We start from the raw sequence: 20,313 nt of genomic DNA, 5'->3' as shown, positions 1-20,313 counted from the left end.
CGTGATGATTATATCCTAATTGCGGCCGTTCTATATATAGCAAAAAGCCTCTGCATTTTAAAAAATGTAAACTTCTGCGTTCACTTCTTTTACGCAAAGTCCAGTCCATTTTTAGTCACGACTCGTTACCTGAACTGTAATTACCATACTCTAACCCTCTCATTTTCGGCTTTGTAATTTTTGTCACCGGGTTGCGGGTTAAACGCCTTGTAGAAAGGTGCAAAATTCATTAAAGGACCATTCACCCGCCATATTGCAGGCGAGTGCGGATTGGTGTTCACGTAGGTGCGTAAAAATGCGTCCCTGGTTTTCACGCGCCATATTCTCGCGATTGACAGGAAAAAGCGCTGATCCGGTGTAAAGCCGTCAATCTTTTCGTTGCTTTTGCCCTGTTCCGTCATTTTAAAAGCGTCATAGGCAATCGCTATACCACCATTGTCTGCCGTGTTTTCGCCCAGGGTCAAAGGGCCTTTGACGTGTACAGTATCTAACACCGTAAATGTGCTATATAAATTGGAGAGCAGGGTTGTTCTTTCTTTAAACTTGCTGTAGTCTTCTTTTGTCCACCAATTCCGGACGTTACCATCTTTATCGTACTGGGCACCCTGATCATCAAATGCATGGGTCATCTCATGCCCTATCACCATCCCAATGCCCCCATAGTTGATCGCGTCATCAGCCGTAAAGTCAAAATAAGGATACTGAAGTATCCCGGCCGGAAATACAATCTCATTTACTGGCGGGTTATAATAGGCGGTAACAGTAGAGGGCGTTGTTTGCCATTCCGTTTTATCTACCGGCCTGTTAAGCTTTGCCAGTTCGTATCTAAAATCGTTCTGATTGAGCGATATCACGTTCTCAAAAAACCTGGTCCTGCTGATCTGTACCCGATCATAGCTCCGCCAATGATCCGGATAGCCAATCTTCTTGGTAATGGTATATAGTTTTTCCTTAGCCTTTACTTTGGTGCTATCGCTCATCCAGTCTAAGTGGCTGATGCGATTTTCAAAGGCCTTTTGTAAGTTGTTTACTAACGCCAGTACGCGTTTTTTGGCGTCCTCATTAAAATAACGCTTAACGTATAACTGGCCCAAAGCCTGCCCCAAAAGATTATCTACATTTGCCGTCATAATCTGCCTGCGCGACTTTTGCTTGTCCTCACCGGATAAAACTTTACCAAACGTAAAAGAGGCATCAACAAACCGCTGACTGAGCCGGTCGGCATAGTTTTGCAAAGTGGTAGCCTTCAAATATGTCTTCCAATCGGCTAAACTCACCGACTTTAACATGCTGTTTAATTTACCATAATATGCCGGCTGAGCCATATCAATGGAGTCGGTATGGGCTCCTATGCTGTTCAAAAAGTTCCGCCAACCGATATTAGGCTGCTTTTTTTGAATAGCAGCAACGGCCACTTTGTTAAAGTTTGCATGAACATCCCTTAATTCGATATTATTTTTACTTCCGGCGGCTAACTGCTTTTCGATGCCGTAAACGATGGCCGCATTTTTTGCTGCCATGGCAGGGCTGGCTCCGGTTAGTTCAAATAAGGTTTGCAGATAGGCTTTATAAGCTTTCTGAACCAGAAGCGTAGCTGAATCTGCCTTGAAATAATACCCCTTCTCGGGTAGCCCGGTTCCGCCCTGGTATACATGGGCAATATTGATTGAACTATTCTGATTGTCGGGAGAGATACCGAAGCTGATGACTGAGCGGTTACCTAATGGCATTTCTGCAGCAACAAACTTCAAAAGCGCGGGTATGCTTTGTATGGCAGCGATGCGTCCCAGTACCGGTTTTACAGGGTCATAGCCCCGGCGGTTAATTGTGGCCATGTCCATACCTGAGGCATAGAAGTTTCCTACCAATTGTTCAACACTTCCGGGCTTGTTTGTAGCCTTAGAGACGCTATCCAGTATATTTTGCAGCAGGCGCTTTTGTGGAATGTTAAGGAAGGAGTAAGAACCAACTCCGGCCTGGTCGTTATCAATTTTCACGGTGTCGTACCATCGGCCGTTCACATACTTAAAAAAATTGTCGCCCGGCTTTACCGACGGATCTAAGCCTGAAACATCAACGAAGCTTCTGTGCTGAGCTACTGACAGCTGACCTATACTTAAAAGCCCTATAGCCAAGCAACGCGTAAGATTTTTTTTCATGGTTGGCTAAAGATAGTAAGATAATCCCTAATCGCAGGCGGGTTCAATGCTTCGTAGCTGCTTCAAATTAAATTCCCCTCAGACAATCTATCGGCACTGTCAAAGTGGGCTATGCAGAAAAAAGCTATCCCCCTATCCGCTGGCGCATAAATGTTTCAAACTGGTTGTTTTGTTTGGAAGCATTGGAGAGAGATTAACTCCGTAAATCGCTCTTTAATATTGATGATAACCCGGTATGTAAATTACGTCCAGATTGTGGCACAAACATGAGCGACCGAAGATCAAGCTACGTTTGCTGCAGTTGAGCACCGTCACTTTCTGCCTTATTTACTTTGCATAATTCTAATCAAACCCGAGCGCTTTAAATAGTTGCTCGCGATAGTTGCTACCAATAGGAATTTCGAAGTTGTTAATTAAAATGCGATTCCCTTCAATGTGGCTTATTTTTGATTTATTGATGATGAATGAACGGTGAGTGCGCAAGAACAACGTTTTGGGTAGCGATTCTTCAAGCGATGAAAATACCATTTTAGGCAGCAGGGTTGTAGTTGTGGTTACAATCTTTGTGTAGTTGCCCTGGGCCTCTGCATAAAGCAGCTGATCGAAAAGAACCTTATATATCTTATTATCCGCCTTCACAAAAACAAAGTCCTCCCTGTCGCGGTTGGCTGCAAGCGATTGGACTGGACCATGTGGCGGAGCAGGTTTTAATCTATCTAGTGCCTTATCAATAGCAACGATAAACCGATCAAACGAAAACGGTTTTAGCAAATAATCGCAGGCGGTCAGATCAAACGCCTCGGCGGCAAACTCCTTGTAAGCGGTGGTAAAGATGATTTGCGGCGAATGGCGCAGTGTTCTGGCATAAGAAATACCATCGAGTACCGGCATATTAATATCCAAAAACAGGATATCTACCGACTGATTTTGCAGTACCGCCTTTGCTTCGAGCGCATTACTGCACAACCCAACAATGTTCAGGTCGCTCAGATGCCTGCAATAGTTTTCCAGAATATCCCTGGCTATCGGCTCGTCGTCAACAATCAGGCAGTTGAATTTATTCATATTGAGTTTTAAGCTGCAATGCTACTTTATAAAACTTTTCATCTTTCGACACCTGCAGTTCGTGCGTATCAGGGTAAAGCATTTCCAGTCGCTTGTTTACATTGTGCAGGCCGAAACCGCTGCTACGATCATCAAGAGAATTGCTTGATGTCTCTTCATTTCCGTAGGTATTTTTAACCGTGAACAAGATGGAGTTTTCCCAGGTTTTTAAGCTAACATGAACGAATATTTGTTGGTCGGCCGTATTTTTCGAATGCTTAAAAGCATTCTCCAAAAATACGATTAATAGCATGGGTGCTATCATCACCTCCGCATCTACCATGTCTTCCAAGTCGGTGGTCAGCACCAATTTCTCTCCAATCCTGATGCGCTCAAATTCGATATAATTTCGCAAGTAAGCCATCTCGCTGGCCAGCGGTACGTAAAGTGCACTTACATCGTATACCGAATACCGTAACAGTTCGGCCAGCTTTAGCAGCAAAGGCGGCAGTTTCTGATGATCGGTCAGCGACAAGCCATACAGATTATTCAACGTATTGAATAGAAAGTGCGGGCTTAGTTGGGACTGTAATAAATGTAATTCACTTTTATTTTGCGCAGCCTCGCTTTTTGCGGCTAAAAGCTGGTTTTCGGTCACAGCATGCACCACCTTAACTAATGCCCCAGCCGCAAGCCCTAACAGCATCATTGGGACAAAGAATAATATGCCAGTCCTGCGCCCGAGTGAGAACCTGGCATGAAAGAACAGCCAAACCCCACTGAACAAGATCAGCAATCCTGCAACGGCCAAAAACACCTTTGGAAGTGAATTTAGGCTGGCCGACCAAACCTGCATTATATATCTGCCTGCAAAAACAGCCAAAACGAAAAACACACTGACGGCCACTGCCACGGCCTCATCCGCATGAATGCCGACAGAGCTTACGTAAGCATCGATCGGAGCGAATAATAATCCGCCTCCGATGACTGCCAGGTAGAAGTACAAGTTTTTACCAAAGAAGCTCTTATTCATAGAAGCGTTCATGCTCATGTCGATGATTCCTAATTGTAATGGATAACAATATCAGAATTGAATTGGATAGTGCAAAGTAAAGGGTCTGTACTAAGGCCATCAGTTGACGAATGAGATGTTTCGGGGTTCCAAACGTTTCGGCCCCTCAAAAACGCCCTCCGTCACCGCATAGCTAATATATAACATAATTATGCATGGTGAGGGTTTGCATAATCAATATTTGCTTAGGTACTCGCCTTAATGCCCATATGTACACCATGAAAATAACCATCACAATCACTCTCTTCATTTTCTTCGGTTTAATTGCTGCAGCACAACAAAAAGCAGGGATAATCACCGGATTTATTAAAGACGCCCATCATAACCCTGTAACGGGCGCTACAATCCGGCTCCTGAAAACGACGGACTCAGTTAGTAGCCAAGCCGGAACCAGTGACGCAAATGGCAGCTTTATGTTGAACCACGTTAGTAATGGCACCTATTTACTTCGCGTAACTGCTTTAGGGCAGCAAAGCTACCAAAGCCCACCCATCATCATTAAAAACAGTAGCGTTGCACTGTCACCCATAATTATGACCTCCTCGCAAAGTATTGGACTGGCTACTGTAGTTGTTAACGCAAAACGCCGCTTGATACAAACCGAAATTGACCGCACAATCGTCAACGTAGATGCTATGATTAGCGCCGCCGGCAGCAATAGCTTGGAGGTGCTGGAAAAAACGCCCGGTGTATCGGTTAATGCTTCCGGGGATATTACCCTGAACGGGAAGTCGGGCGTTATGGTTTTGATTGATGGGAGGCAAACCTACATGTCGGGCCAAAACCTTTCAAACTACCTAAAAAGTATTCCCGGAGGCGGCCTGGACAAAATCGAGCTCCTGGATAATCCACCGGCGCGTTATGATGCGTCGGGCAATGCAATCATCAATTTAAAACTCAAAAAGATAAAAACAGGCGGCTTAACAGGTGGCTTGCAAACCGGCTACTCACAAGGGCAATATGCCAGGAGCAATAATAATTTGAATCTCAACTTTAACCGGAAAAAATTGAATCTATTTGGCAACCTCTCGTACAGCCATGAAAAAAATTATAATACCGAGGAGTACGACCGGTTCTTTTACAATGCACAGCAAGTATTAAGCTCGATGATATTGCTTAACGACAAAAGCATCAGCCGCTTGAATGGCGCCAACCTGGTGACGGGCTTTGATTATAACATCTCTGACAATACAACCTACGGGGTACAAGTCAACATTAATCAAACAAGGCAAAAAAGTGATTACAATTACGAAAACATGAACTTTAGCCCCTTATTGCCTGATGGTACAGGCACCGGCAGTTCGCTGATTAATGATAATTTGACTAACTGGAGTGTTAATGCTAATTACTTGCACAAATTTGGAAAAAGCGGAAAAGAGCTGGCTCTGGATGCTAATTATCTTAATTATACCAGTCGAAACGAGCAGTTACTGGATAATTACACGTATACGCCAGCAGGCCAGGCATCAGGTAACAGTAGGTATTACTACCAGATCCCGTCAGCCATTCGAGTATATAACGCCAAGGCAGACTACAGTTATTCCTTGAGAGGAAAAGCAAAAATAGAAGCTGGCGTAAAAACGAGGTTCGCAAGCAACTATAATACGGCCGGTTATTACAATGTAATTGATGGGACACCTGTGATAGATAACACCCGATCTAACCAATTCAAATACGCTGAAAACATTAATTCAGCTTACTTTAGCGTGCAAAAGGCTTGGAAATATATTGGCATCATGGGAGGTTTACGCCTGGAAAACACACATGCTGCAGGCCGGCAGTTTGGCAACGCGCAGGTAGCGGGCACACAATTTATTAAGGATTATACGCAGCTGTTTCCAAGCTTATTTATTAATTACAAGTTGGATACTACAGGCAGGCAAAGCTTTAACTTCAGCCTGTCACGCCGCATTAACCGGCCCGGTTATCAGCAACTTAATCCTTTTATCTTCATTCGCGACCAGTACTCCTACACCTCCGGCAATCCGCTGCTCACGCCCCAATACCAGTACCGGTATGAGCTAAAATACCAATACCGCCAGGCCTTACGCTTAGGGTTAAGTTATAACCGTTTTACAGATGTGGTTTTCAGGACCACCACGGTAGTAGATAATGTATTCATTAGCACTCCGCAAAATGTTGGCGGAGGGTTTATGTATATCCTAAATCTGGGTTCCACCTTAGTGCCTTACCCCTGGTGGTCATCTAATTTAGATATGCAGATACTTAGGCTGGGCCTTAACGGACAAGTTGATGGTGTAACGCTTAATCCCAAGCTGTCAGCCATACGTGGCGGAGCGCAAAATCAGTTTACCTTAAGCAAAAAGCTAACTGCCGAATTAGGTGGGTACTACATCAGCCGCGATTTGAACGGTCAGGCTTACACACGGGCTATGTTTCGCATTAACGGCGCAATACAATTAAAGATTTTAGACGGCAACGGCAGCATACGCTTCAACATAGATGACCTGTTCCACTCGTGGGTGTATCACAACTACTCGGTAGATTTAAAACAGGCTAAATATACGCAGGTGACTGAATCCGACACCCAGAGAATAGGCTTGGCGTTTACTTACCGCTTCGGAAAGGATAAATTTAAGCGCAAAAGCAAGCATGAAAATAATGGACTGGACGATGAAAAGGGTAGACTTTAAAAAACTACGTAATGTAGTAAACTAAAAGACCTATCATCGGTAGCTAAAAACTTTAAATCCAAAAATATAGATCTGCTAAAGATAGTTTTAGAGAATGAAAACACTACTTACCTACAGTTGATATTGATGGGATATAAACGCATGTTTTCAGTTTAAGTGCAGTTGTGAAATTAAAACTTTCCTATCGGGATTTAAGGCCATTCCCGCTGCTGCTGATCTGCTATTCAAACAACTTATAGGTGAGGTGAATGTATGATGTGATTGTATACATTTACTGCTCAATAAACTAAATCAGGAAACTATGATTATCGACCTGCCTTATTTCAACTCAATTGATTCCACAATCTGCATGACTATCATAGTGTTGAAGCCGAATTCAAGAATGGAACACTGCAAATCGATTTAAATTTTGAATACAAGGAAATTGAATCTCAAAAGCTGGATTGTATTAAGGATTACTTGGATAACTTGACAGCCGTTTACCAAGCAGCACTGAAGGCCATAAATAAGGATCTTGAAGAAGGTGAAAACACCTTTGAATTTTTAAACTTTCACATGGAAGAACTTAATGCTGAAAATCTGCAAGAGCTTACTAAAATGGCTGACAGAAGTTAGTCTTTTGAAAGGCAAATGTTATCTCAACTTACACTACAAAGAATTGGTTTTTATCCTGATGTTGAAGAGTGGTTTGCAACTTTAGATTTTACTATTGGAGAAGATATATTTAATTATCTTTTAGTTGTAACAATGGATAGCAAGCAGATTCTTCAAGAAATAACCATGGAAAGCTAATTTATTGTATAAGAACAGCAATGCCTTATGACCTGCCTAAGCTTGTAGAACACAAATTTTTATTTGCCTTAAAAGCTTACACTTAAGACTCACAATCTTCCTTAATTGACCATCAATTAGTTGGCTTACTGGGTACTTTCTTACCCTTCTTTACCTTTTAACCGGGCAACTGATGGTATCGGAGATTTCTATAATTTAGCGTTATATTTTAGAAAATACAACGAAAGGTCGAGAATAAATCAACCCGTGTTAAAAACCGATCATATATGAAAAGAACTTTCCTTGCCCTTTTCTTCTTCTTAAAATTTACCTACACTTTTTCCCAATCAACCGGCAATATTAAAGGCAGCATCGCCAACAATAGAAAAGTATCGTTGGAGATGGCAAATATCATCCTCTACAAAACAAACTATAGGGCCACCACCGACAATAAAGGGCAATACCACATCAATAACATTCCGGCCGGAAATTACCTGATCATTATTTCGCATATGGGCTACCAAAATGTTGCACAACGTATACGCATAAAAAACAATAATACCGGCGATTTTTCCTATACGCTTCAGGATAGCGTTATCAGTATGCGTTCTGTTGAAGTACAAAGCGAAAGAGGTATAGGAAGCATATCAACGCTACCGGAGATTGGCGGAACGAATATTTATTCGGGCAAAAAAAATGAGGTAATTTTGGTTGACAGCATTAATGGGGATATTGCTCAAAACAGAGCCCGCGACGTGTTTGCAAAAGTACCGGGTATTACCTCGTGGGAGCTGGATGGTTCGGGTACCCAAACAAGTATTGCGGCAAGAGGATTAAGTCCGCACAGATCATGGGAGTTAAATGTGAACCAGAACGGCTACAATGTGAATAACGATCTGTATGGTTATCCCGAGGCCATGTACAACCCGCCACTGGAAGCCGTACAGCAAATTGAGCTCATCAGGGGATCTGCTGCGCTTCAATATGGCCCACAGTTTGGCGGAATGCTCAATTATGTCATAAAACAACCAGATACGACGCGATCGTTAAGCATAGCAACCGAATTAACATTCGGCTCGTTTAATACCTCAAATTCTTTTGCTTCTGCAGGCGGCAAAAAAGGCAAGTTTACTTATTATGCTTTTTTTAATTACCGTAGCAGCGATGGATGGCGTTCAAACTCCAGCTATAATTTCCTTAATGCTTATGCAAGTTTGCACTATAAGCCCACAGATAAAGTGGATATCGGTCTTGAATACTCAAGAGAAAACTATGTACAGAAATTTGCAGGCGGACTTACCGACGCGATGTTTGCTGCCGATCCGCGCCAATCAACCCGGAGCAGAAATTATTTTAACCCGATACTTAACCTGCCCGCTTTACTTTTTAATTACACCATCAATAACAAGACCTCATTGAATGTTAAAGCTTATACTTTTTTCGGGCAAAGAAACATGGTAATTGCAAGCCCGGCTTTAGCCACCAATGCCGATACCATAAGCAAAACTACAGGCGCCTACGCGCCAAGGGAGCTAAATAGAGATTTTTACAACAGCTATACAGTTGACGCAAGAATAATTAAAAAATACAATTTGTTTGGCCATGAAAGTGCTATCTCTGGCGGTTTAAAATATTCTAACGCCGCTACAAACAGAAAACAAAATGGGGAGGCAACTACAGGAAGTGATTTTAACCTCACTCAAACCGGCGATTACGGTATTAACCTGCTTTTTAGAACTATAAACTACGGATTGTTTCTCGAAAACCTTTTCAGAATCACAGACAGGCTGTCTGTTACTCCCGGGGTAAGGTACGATAACCTGCACTCAACCTTAAACGGTACGGAATACAAAGTCTATAAAAATTTTAACCCCGTATCCCTTTCAACCTCCAGGAACATTGTGCTGGGTGGCGTAGGTGCGCAATACAAGATTACTGAAAGCATTAATGCTTATGGTAACTATTCGCAGGCTTACAGGCCTATCCTTTATGCAAATTTGATCATTGGATCGAGCACTGCGGTGATCGACCCGAATTTGAAAGATGCCAGCGGCCACAATGCAGATATTGGCATTAGGGGAAAAATCAAAAACATATTAAACTTTGATCTGAGCGCATTTGAATTGAAGTATAACAACAGGATAGGCAACGTAACCCTGACCGATGCCAATGGTAAACCGTACACTTACACCACCAATGCCGGCAATGCGCTCACTAAGGGGGTGGAAGCTTTTGTTGAAATTCATCTGCTTAATTTCAATAACCAAGACCCTAACAATGACCTTTCCATATTTTCTTCTTACGCTTATAATCACGCCAGGTATTTAAATGGCAAAGTAGGCGCGGCTGATTTAACAGGCAAAACGTTAGAAGATGTTCCTCAATTTGTTAGCCGCTCGGGCATAAACGGGTCGTTACATAATGTATCCGCTACCTTCTATTACTCCTATGTTGGCAGTTCATGGTCGGATGCAAATAATACAGCGGCTACCAGCACAAGTCCCAATGTGGGCTATGTGCCACGATATGGGGTGGCCGACTTTGCCCTGGGCTATAAGTTTTCTGACAAGTACAACATTAGGATGGGCGTAAATAACCTGACAGATAATAAATACTTTACGCGCAGGACTGAGACGCTCGTTTATCTGGGCAACGGTATATTACCCGGCGATGGAAGGTCATGCTATATTACATTAGGCGCTAAATTCTAACCGGAGGATAGCAATTGTTACTATTCATTCCAGATGTTATAACAATAAACAATAGGCCAGTTGTTGGCTGTTTAGCAGCTATGATAACCAGCCGCAATTTCGGCACCCAAGACAATATAGGTACCACTGCTTGTTTTACTATCTGCATTTAACAGAAATTGGCCCGGGCAGGACTAACCTTGAACCGCCTGTCGAGTTTAACAGGTTCTATATTAGGATTATTGAAATTTGAATGTAATTTGAGATAGTACAAAAGTCGGGCTGCGTCTCAAACAGTGTGTTTATTTTATTGAAAACAACGCCTAACAGGCTTAACTATACTCTCTACAAACCATAAGCAGTCAGCATTTTGAGAAAAATTTTTATTGATATCATCTCTGTTGAAGAGTTACAGTAGTTTCTTTTGTAATCCACTAATAATCAACAATTAAATACCAATTGACATAAACTACTTAAAGTTTTTGCAGGTAGAAATTTTGGCATTGATGTATTCAAAGGCTCAGCAAAGATGATGAAAAGGCGATTTTAAAAGAGCCGCAAGCATAGCAGAAACAGGAAGTTACCTTTATTACGATATAGCTCTCCTGTTAAACAGTTTAAAATAGCATCCTATGGTAAAATTCGGGAAATCTCAACTGAGCATCAGGTCAAATTTTTAATTTTATATCCATTGCTAAAACATGAGTACACTGATAGATTTAGTGCAAACCTTCGGCCTGCCGATGATCTTGCTGATCACCTTGCTGCAAAGCCTGGGTCTGCCACTTCCTGCCTTTGCGATTCTTGTAGTCACTGCGGCTGTCATGCCACCCAACGCAGCTGATATAGGCCTGCTTATCCTGACCGGAGTGCTCGGAACCTTTATGGGTGATATGGTACTGTATTATGCCGGCAAACATTACGGCACCCGGGTGCTGGCCCGTTTGTGCAAAATATCGCTATCTCCCGACTCTTGCGTGAGCAGCAGTGGGGACCTTTTAGACCGCTATGGATCCCCTGCGCTGACGGTCGCTAAATTCGTCCCCGGTCTTTCAACCATTGCTCCGGTTATTGCGGGTGTGTATCATATGCGCTTAAGACTATTTGGATTCTTTTCTTTGATTGCAGCAATCATATACCTGGCCAGCGCGGTTTTATTAGGTAACGTTTTTCGCCGGCAGGTCAGCAGCATTTTGTCTACCCTTTCCGATTACGGCAAGGCAGGCGGGCTAATCATACTCCTGGCTTTTGGCGTATACATTCTTTTTAAATGGTATCAAAGGAGGCGGCTGCTTCGACAATTCAATGTAGATCGCGTTACGGTAGAAGATTTACTGGCCTTGATTCAGCAAGAAAACTTGCCTGTCATCCTTGATGCACGTCCTGTAGATCAACGGGTGAGAAATGGTTTTATACCGGGCTCGATAGCTGTTGATGATGCCAATTTGAGCGAAATCGCTGACAGGTATGGGCACAACAACGAGGTCATTGTTTACTGCTCCTGTCCGAACGAAATCACCGCAGCCAAGTATGCAGATCAATTACGCAAAGCCGGTATCCGACGAATTCGCCCCCTGCTGGGAGGCATTGATGAATGGGCCAGATCCGGCGGAGTGGTTCTGTTTTCCTGAATCTCCGCGAAGACGTTGCCGGGCCGTACAAGTCCAGCAGTCTTTTCAGATCAACACATTAACTGCCCCGAATTTTTACTTTAGAGCCTTGCACTGGTGCCTATGCATACGGTTGCTAAGTCCAGCAGCCAACGATAAAATAATAAGGCACAGTCACTGGTGTTAAAAAAGCGCTCCTCGATAAAACAACTCCTGCGCCCAAAAATTCGAAACCTATAAGCCAAGTAAGCGAACCGCCCTCGCTAAAGGCCATAACATTTGCGCCAATTGCTGCGCAATTTCAGTTTAATATTTTGCGGAGTAAAAGCAGCCAACAATCGTGCGACTTCGGATGATCCGATTAAAATCGTTATACCTGGCTTTTAAGACTAATATGTTGCCTTCTGTATGAAATTATGATCACACGTTACTGAGGCCGAAGATTAAGAGGCTGTAATGCATGTTATGAACGGTTGTGACTTAAATTTCGATCTTTGATCCTCGATTATCCAATTTTTTCTCTTTGCCCTGAGGCAATGCTACGGTAGATAGCATCTACAACCTTCATATCCCTTAAACCTTCCTCGCCCGGAACGCGGCTCTGCTTTTTCTGTAGTACGCATTGTGCAAAGTCATCCATTTGATAAGCCTGCTGGTTGATTTGGGGAAAATTCATGACTCTTTGCGGAGTAACACCTTGTATACCTCCATAGGCGAAAGCAGGCTGAAGGCTATACTGCCCTTTTTCAGCCGTTACATTCAAATAACCCCAGTTGTTATTATAACTTGATTTTCCTTTAGTTATCAATCCGCCCGGAAATTCCAAATCCCAGAATATGGTTTCGTCCACTTCCTTAAACAGGTTATAATTGGTTTTTTGCTCCGTTGCCTTTACAAATAATGGCTCCAACCCAGTACTATACCGCGACCCTTGTATAGAGTAAACACCCATATCCATCAATGCCCCGCCCCCCGCTAAAGCCTTCTTTAACCGCCAGGCATTGGGATCACCAGTGTATCTGAACCCGTTGCCTGTTTCAACTCCTGTAACCTTGCCGTAAACCTTCTGGCGCCCCAGGCGCATGATCTCTTGGGTATGGGGCTCAAAGTGCAAACGGTAACCAATAGACAGCAGCCTGTTTGCTTTTTTACAGGCTTCAATCATTTCCACACAATCGGCGGCGTTTAATGCCATTGGCTTTTCACAGATCACATGCTTGCCGGCTTTAGCCGCACGGATCGTATATTCCTTATGCATGGATACAGGCAGCACCACATATATAATGTCAATATCCTTATTCTTAGCTATCTCGTCGAAGTTTTGATAGTTATAAACGTTTTTATCGGGTATCCTGTACTTTTTAGACCATTCATCAGCCTTTGATGGCGTACCAGTCACTATACCCGCCAGGTAACAATGTTTGGTTTCCTGCAAGGCCGGGGCTAATTGCCCGCCGGCATAACCACCAAGACCAACCAATGCAATGCCCAGCTTTTTGCCCTGGGGCAATGCCATTGCTTGTATGGAGCCAAGAGCGGAACCTAACGTAAGGGCACCGGCACCGTACGACAAAGTTTTTAAGAAATCTCTTCTGTTAAATGGTTTCGGTTTCATAGGCAGGGTTTATGATTATGGTTTAAAAGAATACCTGTAAGAATTAGCTGCAGTAAGCCGGCACAATATACTTATAGGTTAACAAAAACAGCGATATATAGTTAGGTATATTTTAATTTAGAGGCTGGCAATGAACCAATTCTTAAGGATTATGACCATTAAAACTAAGCAGTCTTCAAATAATATAACCTAAATCAATTTATGCATGAATGGGGCAATCATCAGGCCAATTTTATATTTTCAAATTTCAGTAATCGAGTTAATTATTAACAGCGCAAAAAGGCATTATAAATTATTGGTTCTACATCGTTCAGGCCAATTTTTCCTGGTCGCTAATCATTTGTGCATAAGCGTTAGCACTTGCTTTTATAATCCGGTTTTGTGATTTGAAATGCACGTGAACAATACCATAGCGTATCCCATAAACTGATAACCACTCTATATTATTTTGGTCATACCATATGAGATAGCCTTCTACTTTGCATCTTTTTTGCTGAGCGCGTTGCAGCAGTTATTAGTGCAACTTTACTGAATAATTCTATCATCACGCTTAGTTAACACCAGTTTAAAGAGCACTTCTGCGAACAATGTGGTCACTTAAAGAGTTTTCCTGATTAAGAATACATTTTAACCCATTTTAGTTATGCCAGGAAAATTAAGCGGTAAGGTCGCCATTGTAACAGGCGCCAGTGCAGGAATAGGCAGAGCATCAGCCCTTGCTTTAGCTGCTGAAGGAGCCAAAGTTGTTATAACCGCGCGCCGGCAGGATAGGCTGGAAGCGTTAGCAGCTGAAATCAATGCGATGAATACACAGGCATATATTGTTGCTGGTGATGCAAACGACGAAGCAACGGCTAAAAGATGCGTCGAAACCGCGTTGAATGAAGCAGGAAGAATTGACATTCTTTTGAACAATGCAGGTATGGGTAATTATAAAAATCTTATTGATACCTCCTTAGAAGAATATGACCAACTGATGGATACTAATATGCGTACCACTTTTATTTTTACCCGGCAAGTAGTGCCTCAAATGTTACTGCAGAAACAAGGTACCATCTTGATGATCTCATCTATGGCAGGACTTTATGGTTTTGCCAATCAGGCGGTGTATTGTGCCACCAAATTTGCACAGGTAGGTTTTGCTCAATCCCTCGACAAAGAACTTAGACCAAGTGGTATTAAAGTAGGTGTTATTTGCCCGGGCGGAGTAAAAACAGAGTTTGCTATTGGAACCGGCCGCACTGAAGAAAGTGTTGAGCAATCCAGCATGCTCGAAGCTACGGATGTAGCCGGGGCAGTGTTATTGGCCTGTACGCAAACACCTGGTTCAAGAATTATTGAAATCCAAATGCGCACTATGAGTGAGTCGCTGTAAGTAGACTAACGCGGATAAACCAATGTCGTCTACTTACACACCTGATTAAGGGAAATTTAAGTTCCTAAATAGTAACAATTAGTTTCATTGTTTGGTGTACAAATTTCCAGACCAAGGGGTTAGTCCACCTTTACATAGTTTCGCCAGTTATGTTCTTCTTTGAATCCCAAAACGTCACGGATTTTGCGGTTTGAGAACAGGGCTTCATTCTCCTCTAATTCACGGGTCACCGGCACACCGGGAAAAAACTTTTCAGCCAGTTCTTTACTTGGGATAATCGCACCGTTATGATCATTGCCGGCATTAAAAATCTGGAAACCAAGATCATTTTTTTCCAAACATAAATCCACAATTTGGCCAAGGTCACGGGCATCAATATAACAGAAAGCATTCCTGCGACGCACTTCAGGATGTTTGAAATATTCAGGAAACAGTTCCGTGTATTCGTGGGGCTCAATGACATTGCCAATACGAAGTGCATAGATATCAAAGCCCGAGCGTCGCTGGAAGGCTCTTGCCGTTTTCTCATTCACCACCTTCGATAATCCATAGCTATCCATTGGGTCTACATCATAGTCTTCCTCTAATGGCAACACATGAGGGTCTGTTTTGCCATCTGAAAAACAAATCCCGTAGGTGGTCTCTGACGAGGCAATAATGATCTTTTTAATTCCAAGCTTCACGGCTGCTTCAATCACATTATAGGTGCCTATGGTATTGACCCGAAAAGTTTCATTATCAGGTGTAAGTAAGATCCTGGGCACAGCTGCAAAATGTACCACAGCATCAAATTTCGGCACCCCGTCTCCCCTTTCCAACTCATCTAACCCGGCGTACGAACTCATGGCATTAAACATTTGCCCTGAGTCGGTAATATCAGCTATCAGATTGTCTACGCCCGGGTAATCCAAACGAACCAAGTCTACATTCATTACCCTATGCCCCTGGTTTAGAAGGTATGGTATTACGTGCTTCCCCGCCTTTCCTGATCCCCCTGTAAAAAATATCCGCTTTTTGGTCATGAATTCTACTGAATTATAATGATTTCATTTTTTGTCCCTGCAGCTGTTCACTACTTCACCGTTAGTACTTACAAATATAGGAACAATGAAAGCCTGAGAATGTTAATGATTGATTTGACTTATTTTCATGCATCGCTTGAATGTTTATCTAATATATCGCCCTATTCAGTTTTTGTTCAACAACATCAAGGTTTCCATTTATCGATTTTGGTATCTGGGAAAAGTCCTTATAGTATTGATTACTAACGTCCCAGCTAAGTTTCTCTGGATGATGTTCCTTGCAAAACAAAAGCCTCTCGATTGCTCTAAGAGGCTTTTACTTTATTGGCGTAGCCGAACAGGAATAACCTTGGACCTTTGGTTAGCTGATTAAGAAGAATTTCCATGACAACAACATCGTTCGATCTCAGATGATTTCTGTAAATTAGCTAACTCTAAACGTGCGTTTTTCAAAACATTTATTTAATAAATCCGATTCCTTATAGCCGCTGAAAAAGACACTCTTGCCCTTTCTGTTTTTCTATAGGTTATTTCCTGCCAAAAAATCTATAGAAAAAACCTTTCTTATTGTCGGAAACCTTCTCAGTAGTTTCGTCTTGTTTTGAACTAGTCTGTTGTATATTATTTTCGGTAGGATGAAATGGGATAGGCCTTTCGTTAAATGCTTTATATCTATAACTTCGTTGATGAATTTCAAAGCCAAGTTCGTTAGGTAACGTTCCAATCTTTTTTTGGAATGAACCATCAAACAGATCAAATTGGATTTGATACTCAAGCCCGGCTAAATGTTCTGTAATTGTGTTTTCCATATCAGCCAAATTTTCCGCAGAATCATCAAATAGAGTACCTAAAACTTTCAGCCAGTTTTCATCTATTTTCATAAAGTAGAATTCAAAAAAATTTATTTTTTCTACTAATAGCTCATTTTCCGCAACTGCGATATCATACGATGGATTGTTGCCAAAATCTATGTTAAAAGACATCCAGATTGCAGGCAATGTAAAGTTGACTATATCGCCCGTTATCCCTCCTTTTACTCCGGCCTTTCTGGAGTAAAAATTCCGGGTAAACGGGTAGAAATGCCAGCCAGAATAATCTGCTGATATTCTTTTTAAAATGTCTATATGTGCAGAGTGATGACCATCATTCTCGTATGTCTTTTGTCCATTTCTAACAACAAAGCCATTTGACGAACATTTTCCACCAAAACAATCAACGTTTATAAATGCAATGTCGGTATCGGTAAAACTTTTTGAAAGCTCTATACTATAATTTCTAAGTTGGTTTTCAACTTTATCAATCTTATCGGCTTCATTGTTAAAAAGTTCTTCTTTAAAGCGGTCGAATGGAATTTCCCTTAAATTATCGTTGGTTTGACATATAACTCCATGAAACGGAGTGAAAAATTCATGCACATATTGGTATTTTAAATTCTTCGTTAAGTTGTCTATCAAAGTGTCACGATTATTTTCGACTTTAACAATGATGTTGTAAGTAATATAGCTCATAAAGTGATTTTTGAGGAAAAGATTGACGCCATTAAGTTACAACATCTGGCAATTGATTATTACCATTTTTGATAAATGTTAACCAATGCGTAATCACAATCAATGATGGCAGGCGCGATCCAACATAAGGTTAAAAATCAGGATGGGCTTTTTATCGTCCGGTAAAGGACACTTCAAATGGCTATGCTTTTAATCTGCAACTATAGCTAAATCAGAACTTCAGGGAATAATCCAAACTAATTTATTAAGAGTTTCCAGTTATTAATAACCCTTAAACTCTTTAATTGAGAAACTTATCAACGCTCCCTTCATAGTGCTCGTGGAGCATGATATTAGTTTCTATAATAATTGATTTGCTTAGGTTTAAACCGGATCATGTTAATAAAGGCGCTCGGCATCGCGCCGAGCGCCTTTTAACTATTAACAAAACCTTGCTGTGTGCATAAAGCTAAATTAAGCTTTCATACAGGCCTGTTTTGCAAAAATATTGTACAAACTATGCTGGTTTATTGTACACTTTATTTGCTGTAAGACGCGTAATCATACCAAACCATAAGCAACAGCCGTTATTGGTAAGCTTAAATTAAAAATTCGGCATGGTCTGAACAACTATAGCTTCTCTTTTTTGGTGATAATTGCGGATATTTAATACAAAGTTTTCTCATGAATAAAACACCATTTATAATTTTTGCAGCTCTCTGGCTTTTCACTTCTTGCCGACAAAAAGAACAAAAGCAACAGGTTTTTCTTGACCCGAATGCACGCGATACAACCGTCAGGGCGCAAGACAATTTCTTTTTGTACGCCAACGGAACCTGGCTCAAAAAAACAGTTATCCCAGCTTCAGAATCGGGATGGGGTTCGTTCTACACGTTAGAAAACAATAATCAGCAAAAGTTAAAAAATCTACTCGATAACTTGTCTTCGAAAAAACATGCGCCAGGTACGCTTGAACAAAAGGTAGGAGATTATTATGCTGCCGGGATGGATACGGTAGCCATAGAAAAGGCCGGCGCTAAACCTATACAGCCTTTATTGAGAAAATTAGCGGAGGTGAAAGATTATAAACAGCTGATTTATTTTGTTACGGCTGATTACCGAAACGGCGCAGGCTATTTATTTGACTTTAGCGTTAATCCGGATGATAAAAACAGCGGCAAATACATGGCTAATTTTTACCAAAGCGGCTTGGATTTGCCCGAAAAGGATTACTATTTCCGTAACGATTCGGCTTCAAATAAAATTCGCCTGGCATACGTTTCTTATATCGAGAAAATGCTCAAGCTAACAGGTTATGATTCGCAGGAATCTCAAAAAGAGGCCAAGCAGATTTTGGCATTAGAAACCCTGATTGCCAAAGCACATCGTACACCGGTTGAGCTGCGCGACCCCAACAAAAACTACAACAAGTACACCGTTAAGCAGATAGAAACCATGATGCCTGATTTGAGTTGGCCAGCCATTTTAAATACTATGGGAATTAAAACTGATACTGTTTTAATAAGCCAACCCAGATATTACCAGGAATTAGATAGATTGATTAAAGCGCAGCCGCTTAACGTTTGGAAAGATAAAATTCGTTTTAACATTGCAGACCACTACGCCCGCTATTTAAGCTCACCCTTCCGCAATGCGCGCTTTGATTTTTACGGCCGGGTTTTAAGCGGAAGCAAACAGCAGCAGCCACGGTGGAAAACAGTGTCACGCCAAGTTGACGGTGGTTTGGGCGAATTGTTAGGTCAGCTGTTTGTGAAGGATTATTTTAAACGCAAAGACAAGCAACGCATGCTGGAACTGGTGAACAACCTGCAAATGGTTTACCGGTCGCGCATTGAGAAACTGGATTGGATGAGCGCCGCAACCAAGCAAAAAGCTTTGGCCAAGCTGTCTGCCTTCACAAAAAAAATCGGGTACCCGGACAAATGGAAAAATTATGACGACGTTACCATTAGCCGCAATAATTATTTTGCCAATACAGTAAGTACAGAGCGGCATAATTATCAGGAAACCATTGCTAAATTAGCAAAACCTGTTGACCGTACTGAGTGGGGCATGACGCCGCCTACGGTAAATGCGTATTACAACCCCGGCTTAAATGAGATTGTATTTCCGGCCGGTATATTACAGCCACCATTTTATTTTGCTGATGCCGATGATGCCGTTAATTATGGCTCAATCGGTGCTATTATTGGTCATGAAATGACACATGGCTTTGACGACCAGGGAAAGCAATATGATAAAGATGGTAATTTAAAAGACTGGTGGACCAAAGAAGATGCCGTAAAATTCAGCAAAAAAGTTAAGTTGATTATTGATGAGTATAACAGCTATACCGTTTTAAATAACCTGCATGTAAACGGACAATTAACGCAAGGAGAAAACTTGGCTGACATTGGCGGCTTAGCCATTGCCTACCAAGCCTTTAAGCGGACAAAGCAGGGTAAAAGCACAGATAAGATTGATGGCTTAACACCCGATCAACGTTTCTTTTTGGCATTTGCCCAGGCTTGGCAAATAAAAGAACGGGACGAAGAAACACGTACCCGTATTACCACGGACCCGCACTCACCGGAAATGTATCGCACCAATGGCCCGCTTTCTAACATGCCTGCCTTTTATCAGGCCTTTGGTGTTAAACCCGGAGATAAAATGTACCGCCCGGATAGTTTAAGAGTGAAGGTTTGGTAAAAACCTTTAATCATATTAAATGAATGGTTACCAAGTGTTGGTAGCCATTTTTGTTTAAACATATTGCCGAGCGTACGACTTGCCTGACTATAATCTATTATCGGG

At 41.9% G+C, this 20,313-nt stretch carries 13 protein-coding genes; 7 read left to right on the top strand and 6 right to left on the bottom strand.

Features of this window, described 5'->3' with window-relative positions; all coding sequences use genetic code 11:
* Window positions 1–140: 140 nt before the first annotated feature.
* From AAGR14_RS07230 to AAGR14_RS07220, 3 genes are all read right to left on the bottom strand, one after another.
* The gene (locus AAGR14_RS07230) at window positions 141–2,159 is read right to left on the bottom strand and encodes a M13 family metallopeptidase (protein WP_342647922.1); all 2,019 of its coding nucleotides are present in this window, start codon (window positions 2,157–2,159) and stop codon (window positions 141–143) included.
* A gap of 342 nt (window positions 2,160–2,501) precedes the next feature.
* A complete protein-coding gene (locus AAGR14_RS07225; protein ID WP_342647921.1) occupies window positions 2,502–3,224 on the bottom strand; it encodes a LytTR family DNA-binding domain-containing protein in 723 nt (240 codons plus the stop codon).
* Window positions 3,217–4,254 (bottom strand): histidine kinase, encoded by a 1,038-nt coding sequence (locus AAGR14_RS07220; protein WP_342647920.1) that lies wholly within the window; start codon window positions 4,252–4,254, stop codon window positions 3,217–3,219. Before AAGR14_RS07220 ends, AAGR14_RS07225 begins: the two co-directional genes overlap by 8 nt.
* Before the next feature lie 239 nt (window positions 4,255–4,493).
* Between AAGR14_RS07220 and AAGR14_RS07215 the strand changes: the two genes are divergently transcribed.
* The 5 genes from AAGR14_RS07215 to AAGR14_RS07195 all read left to right on the top strand — a co-directional run bounded on the left by AAGR14_RS07215 (window position 4,494) and on the right by AAGR14_RS07195 (window position 12,021).
* Window positions 4,494–6,929 (top strand): TonB-dependent receptor, encoded by a 2,436-nt coding sequence (locus tag AAGR14_RS07215; RefSeq protein ID WP_342647919.1) that lies wholly within the window; start codon window positions 4,494–4,496, stop codon window positions 6,927–6,929.
* A gap of 459 nt (window positions 6,930–7,388) precedes the next feature.
* The gene (locus AAGR14_RS07210) at window positions 7,389–7,544 is read left to right on the top strand and encodes a hypothetical protein (RefSeq protein WP_342647918.1); all 156 of its coding nucleotides are present in this window, start codon (window positions 7,389–7,391) and stop codon (window positions 7,542–7,544) included.
* A gap of 15 nt (window positions 7,545–7,559) precedes the next feature.
* Window positions 7,560–7,721 (top strand): DUF2004 domain-containing protein, encoded by a 162-nt coding sequence (locus AAGR14_RS07205; RefSeq protein ID WP_342647917.1) that lies wholly within the window; start codon window positions 7,560–7,562, stop codon window positions 7,719–7,721.
* A gap of 266 nt (window positions 7,722–7,987) precedes the next feature.
* Window positions 7,988–10,411: a TonB-dependent receptor gene (locus AAGR14_RS07200; protein WP_342647916.1), complete on the top strand. Its 2,424-nt coding sequence runs from the start codon at window positions 7,988–7,990 to the stop codon at window positions 10,409–10,411.
* A gap of 680 nt (window positions 10,412–11,091) precedes the next feature.
* On the top strand, window positions 11,092–12,021 hold the full coding sequence (locus AAGR14_RS07195; RefSeq protein ID WP_342647915.1) for a rhodanese-like domain-containing protein: 930 nt from the start codon (window positions 11,092–11,094) through the stop codon (window positions 12,019–12,021).
* A 484-nt stretch (window positions 12,022–12,505) separates the two neighbouring features.
* Here the strand turns inward: AAGR14_RS07195 and AAGR14_RS07190 are convergent, their stop codons facing one another.
* Window positions 12,506–13,615, bottom strand: coding sequence for a Gfo/Idh/MocA family oxidoreductase (locus AAGR14_RS07190; RefSeq protein WP_342647914.1), 1,110 nt, complete (start codon window positions 13,613–13,615; stop codon window positions 12,506–12,508).
* A gap of 643 nt (window positions 13,616–14,258) precedes the next feature.
* Here AAGR14_RS07190 and AAGR14_RS07185 point away from each other — a divergent pair.
* Entirely contained in the window at window positions 14,259–14,990 is a 732-nt protein-coding gene (locus tag AAGR14_RS07185) for an SDR family oxidoreductase (protein WP_342647913.1), read from the top strand.
* A gap of 119 nt (window positions 14,991–15,109) precedes the next feature.
* Here AAGR14_RS07185 and AAGR14_RS07180 read toward each other — a convergent pair whose 3' ends face one another.
* A complete protein-coding gene (locus AAGR14_RS07180) occupies window positions 15,110–16,012 on the bottom strand; it encodes an NAD(P)-dependent oxidoreductase (protein ID WP_342647912.1) in 903 nt (300 codons plus the stop codon).
* A 527-nt stretch (window positions 16,013–16,539) separates the two neighbouring features.
* On the bottom strand, window positions 16,540–17,520 hold the full coding sequence (locus tag AAGR14_RS07175; protein ID WP_342647911.1) for a hypothetical protein: 981 nt from the start codon (window positions 17,518–17,520) through the stop codon (window positions 16,540–16,542).
* 663 nt (window positions 17,521–18,183) lie between these two features.
* Here AAGR14_RS07175 and AAGR14_RS07170 point away from each other — a divergent pair.
* Complete coding sequence (locus AAGR14_RS07170) at window positions 18,184–20,208, top strand: M13 family metallopeptidase (RefSeq protein ID WP_342647910.1); 2,025 nt, start codon at window positions 18,184–18,186, stop codon at window positions 20,206–20,208.
* Window positions 20,209–20,313: the final 105 nt, after the last annotated feature.

The sequence above is a fragment of the Mucilaginibacter sp. CSA2-8R genome, assembly GCF_038806765.1.
Lineage (GTDB): Bacteria > Bacteroidota > Bacteroidia > Sphingobacteriales > Sphingobacteriaceae > Mucilaginibacter.
This window is presented reverse-complemented; position numbering and strand designations above follow the sequence as displayed.

Excerpts from the sequence above, each read along its gene's own strand:
- AAGR14_RS07230 (WP_342647922.1), bottom strand. The coding sequence starts at position 2,159 with ATGAAAAAAAATCTTACGCGTTGCTTGGCTATAGGGCTTTTAAGTATA.
- AAGR14_RS07225 (WP_342647921.1), bottom strand. The coding sequence starts at position 3,224 with ATGAATAAATTCAACTGCCTGATTGTTGACGACGAGCCGATAGCCAGG.
- AAGR14_RS07220 (WP_342647920.1), bottom strand. The coding sequence starts at position 4,254 with ATGAGCATGAACGCTTCTATGAATAAGAGCTTCTTTGGTAAAAACTTG.
- AAGR14_RS07215 (WP_342647919.1), top strand. The coding sequence starts at position 4,494 with ATGAAAATAACCATCACAATCACTCTCTTCATTTTCTTCGGTTTAATT.
- AAGR14_RS07205 (WP_342647917.1), top strand. The coding sequence starts at position 7,560 with ATGTTATCTCAACTTACACTACAAAGAATTGGTTTTTATCCTGATGTT.
- AAGR14_RS07200 (WP_342647916.1), top strand. The coding sequence starts at position 7,988 with ATGAAAAGAACTTTCCTTGCCCTTTTCTTCTTCTTAAAATTTACCTAC.
- AAGR14_RS07195 (WP_342647915.1), top strand. The coding sequence starts at position 11,092 with ATGAGTACACTGATAGATTTAGTGCAAACCTTCGGCCTGCCGATGATC.
- AAGR14_RS07190 (WP_342647914.1), bottom strand. The coding sequence starts at position 13,615 with ATGAAACCGAAACCATTTAACAGAAGAGATTTCTTAAAAACTTTGTCG.
- AAGR14_RS07185 (WP_342647913.1), top strand. The coding sequence starts at position 14,259 with ATGCCAGGAAAATTAAGCGGTAAGGTCGCCATTGTAACAGGCGCCAGT.
- AAGR14_RS07180 (WP_342647912.1), bottom strand. The coding sequence starts at position 16,012 with ATGACCAAAAAGCGGATATTTTTTACAGGGGGATCAGGAAAGGCGGGG.
- AAGR14_RS07175 (WP_342647911.1), bottom strand. The coding sequence starts at position 17,520 with ATGAGCTATATTACTTACAACATCATTGTTAAAGTCGAAAATAATCGT.
- AAGR14_RS07170 (WP_342647910.1), top strand. The coding sequence starts at position 18,184 with ATGAATAAAACACCATTTATAATTTTTGCAGCTCTCTGGCTTTTCACT.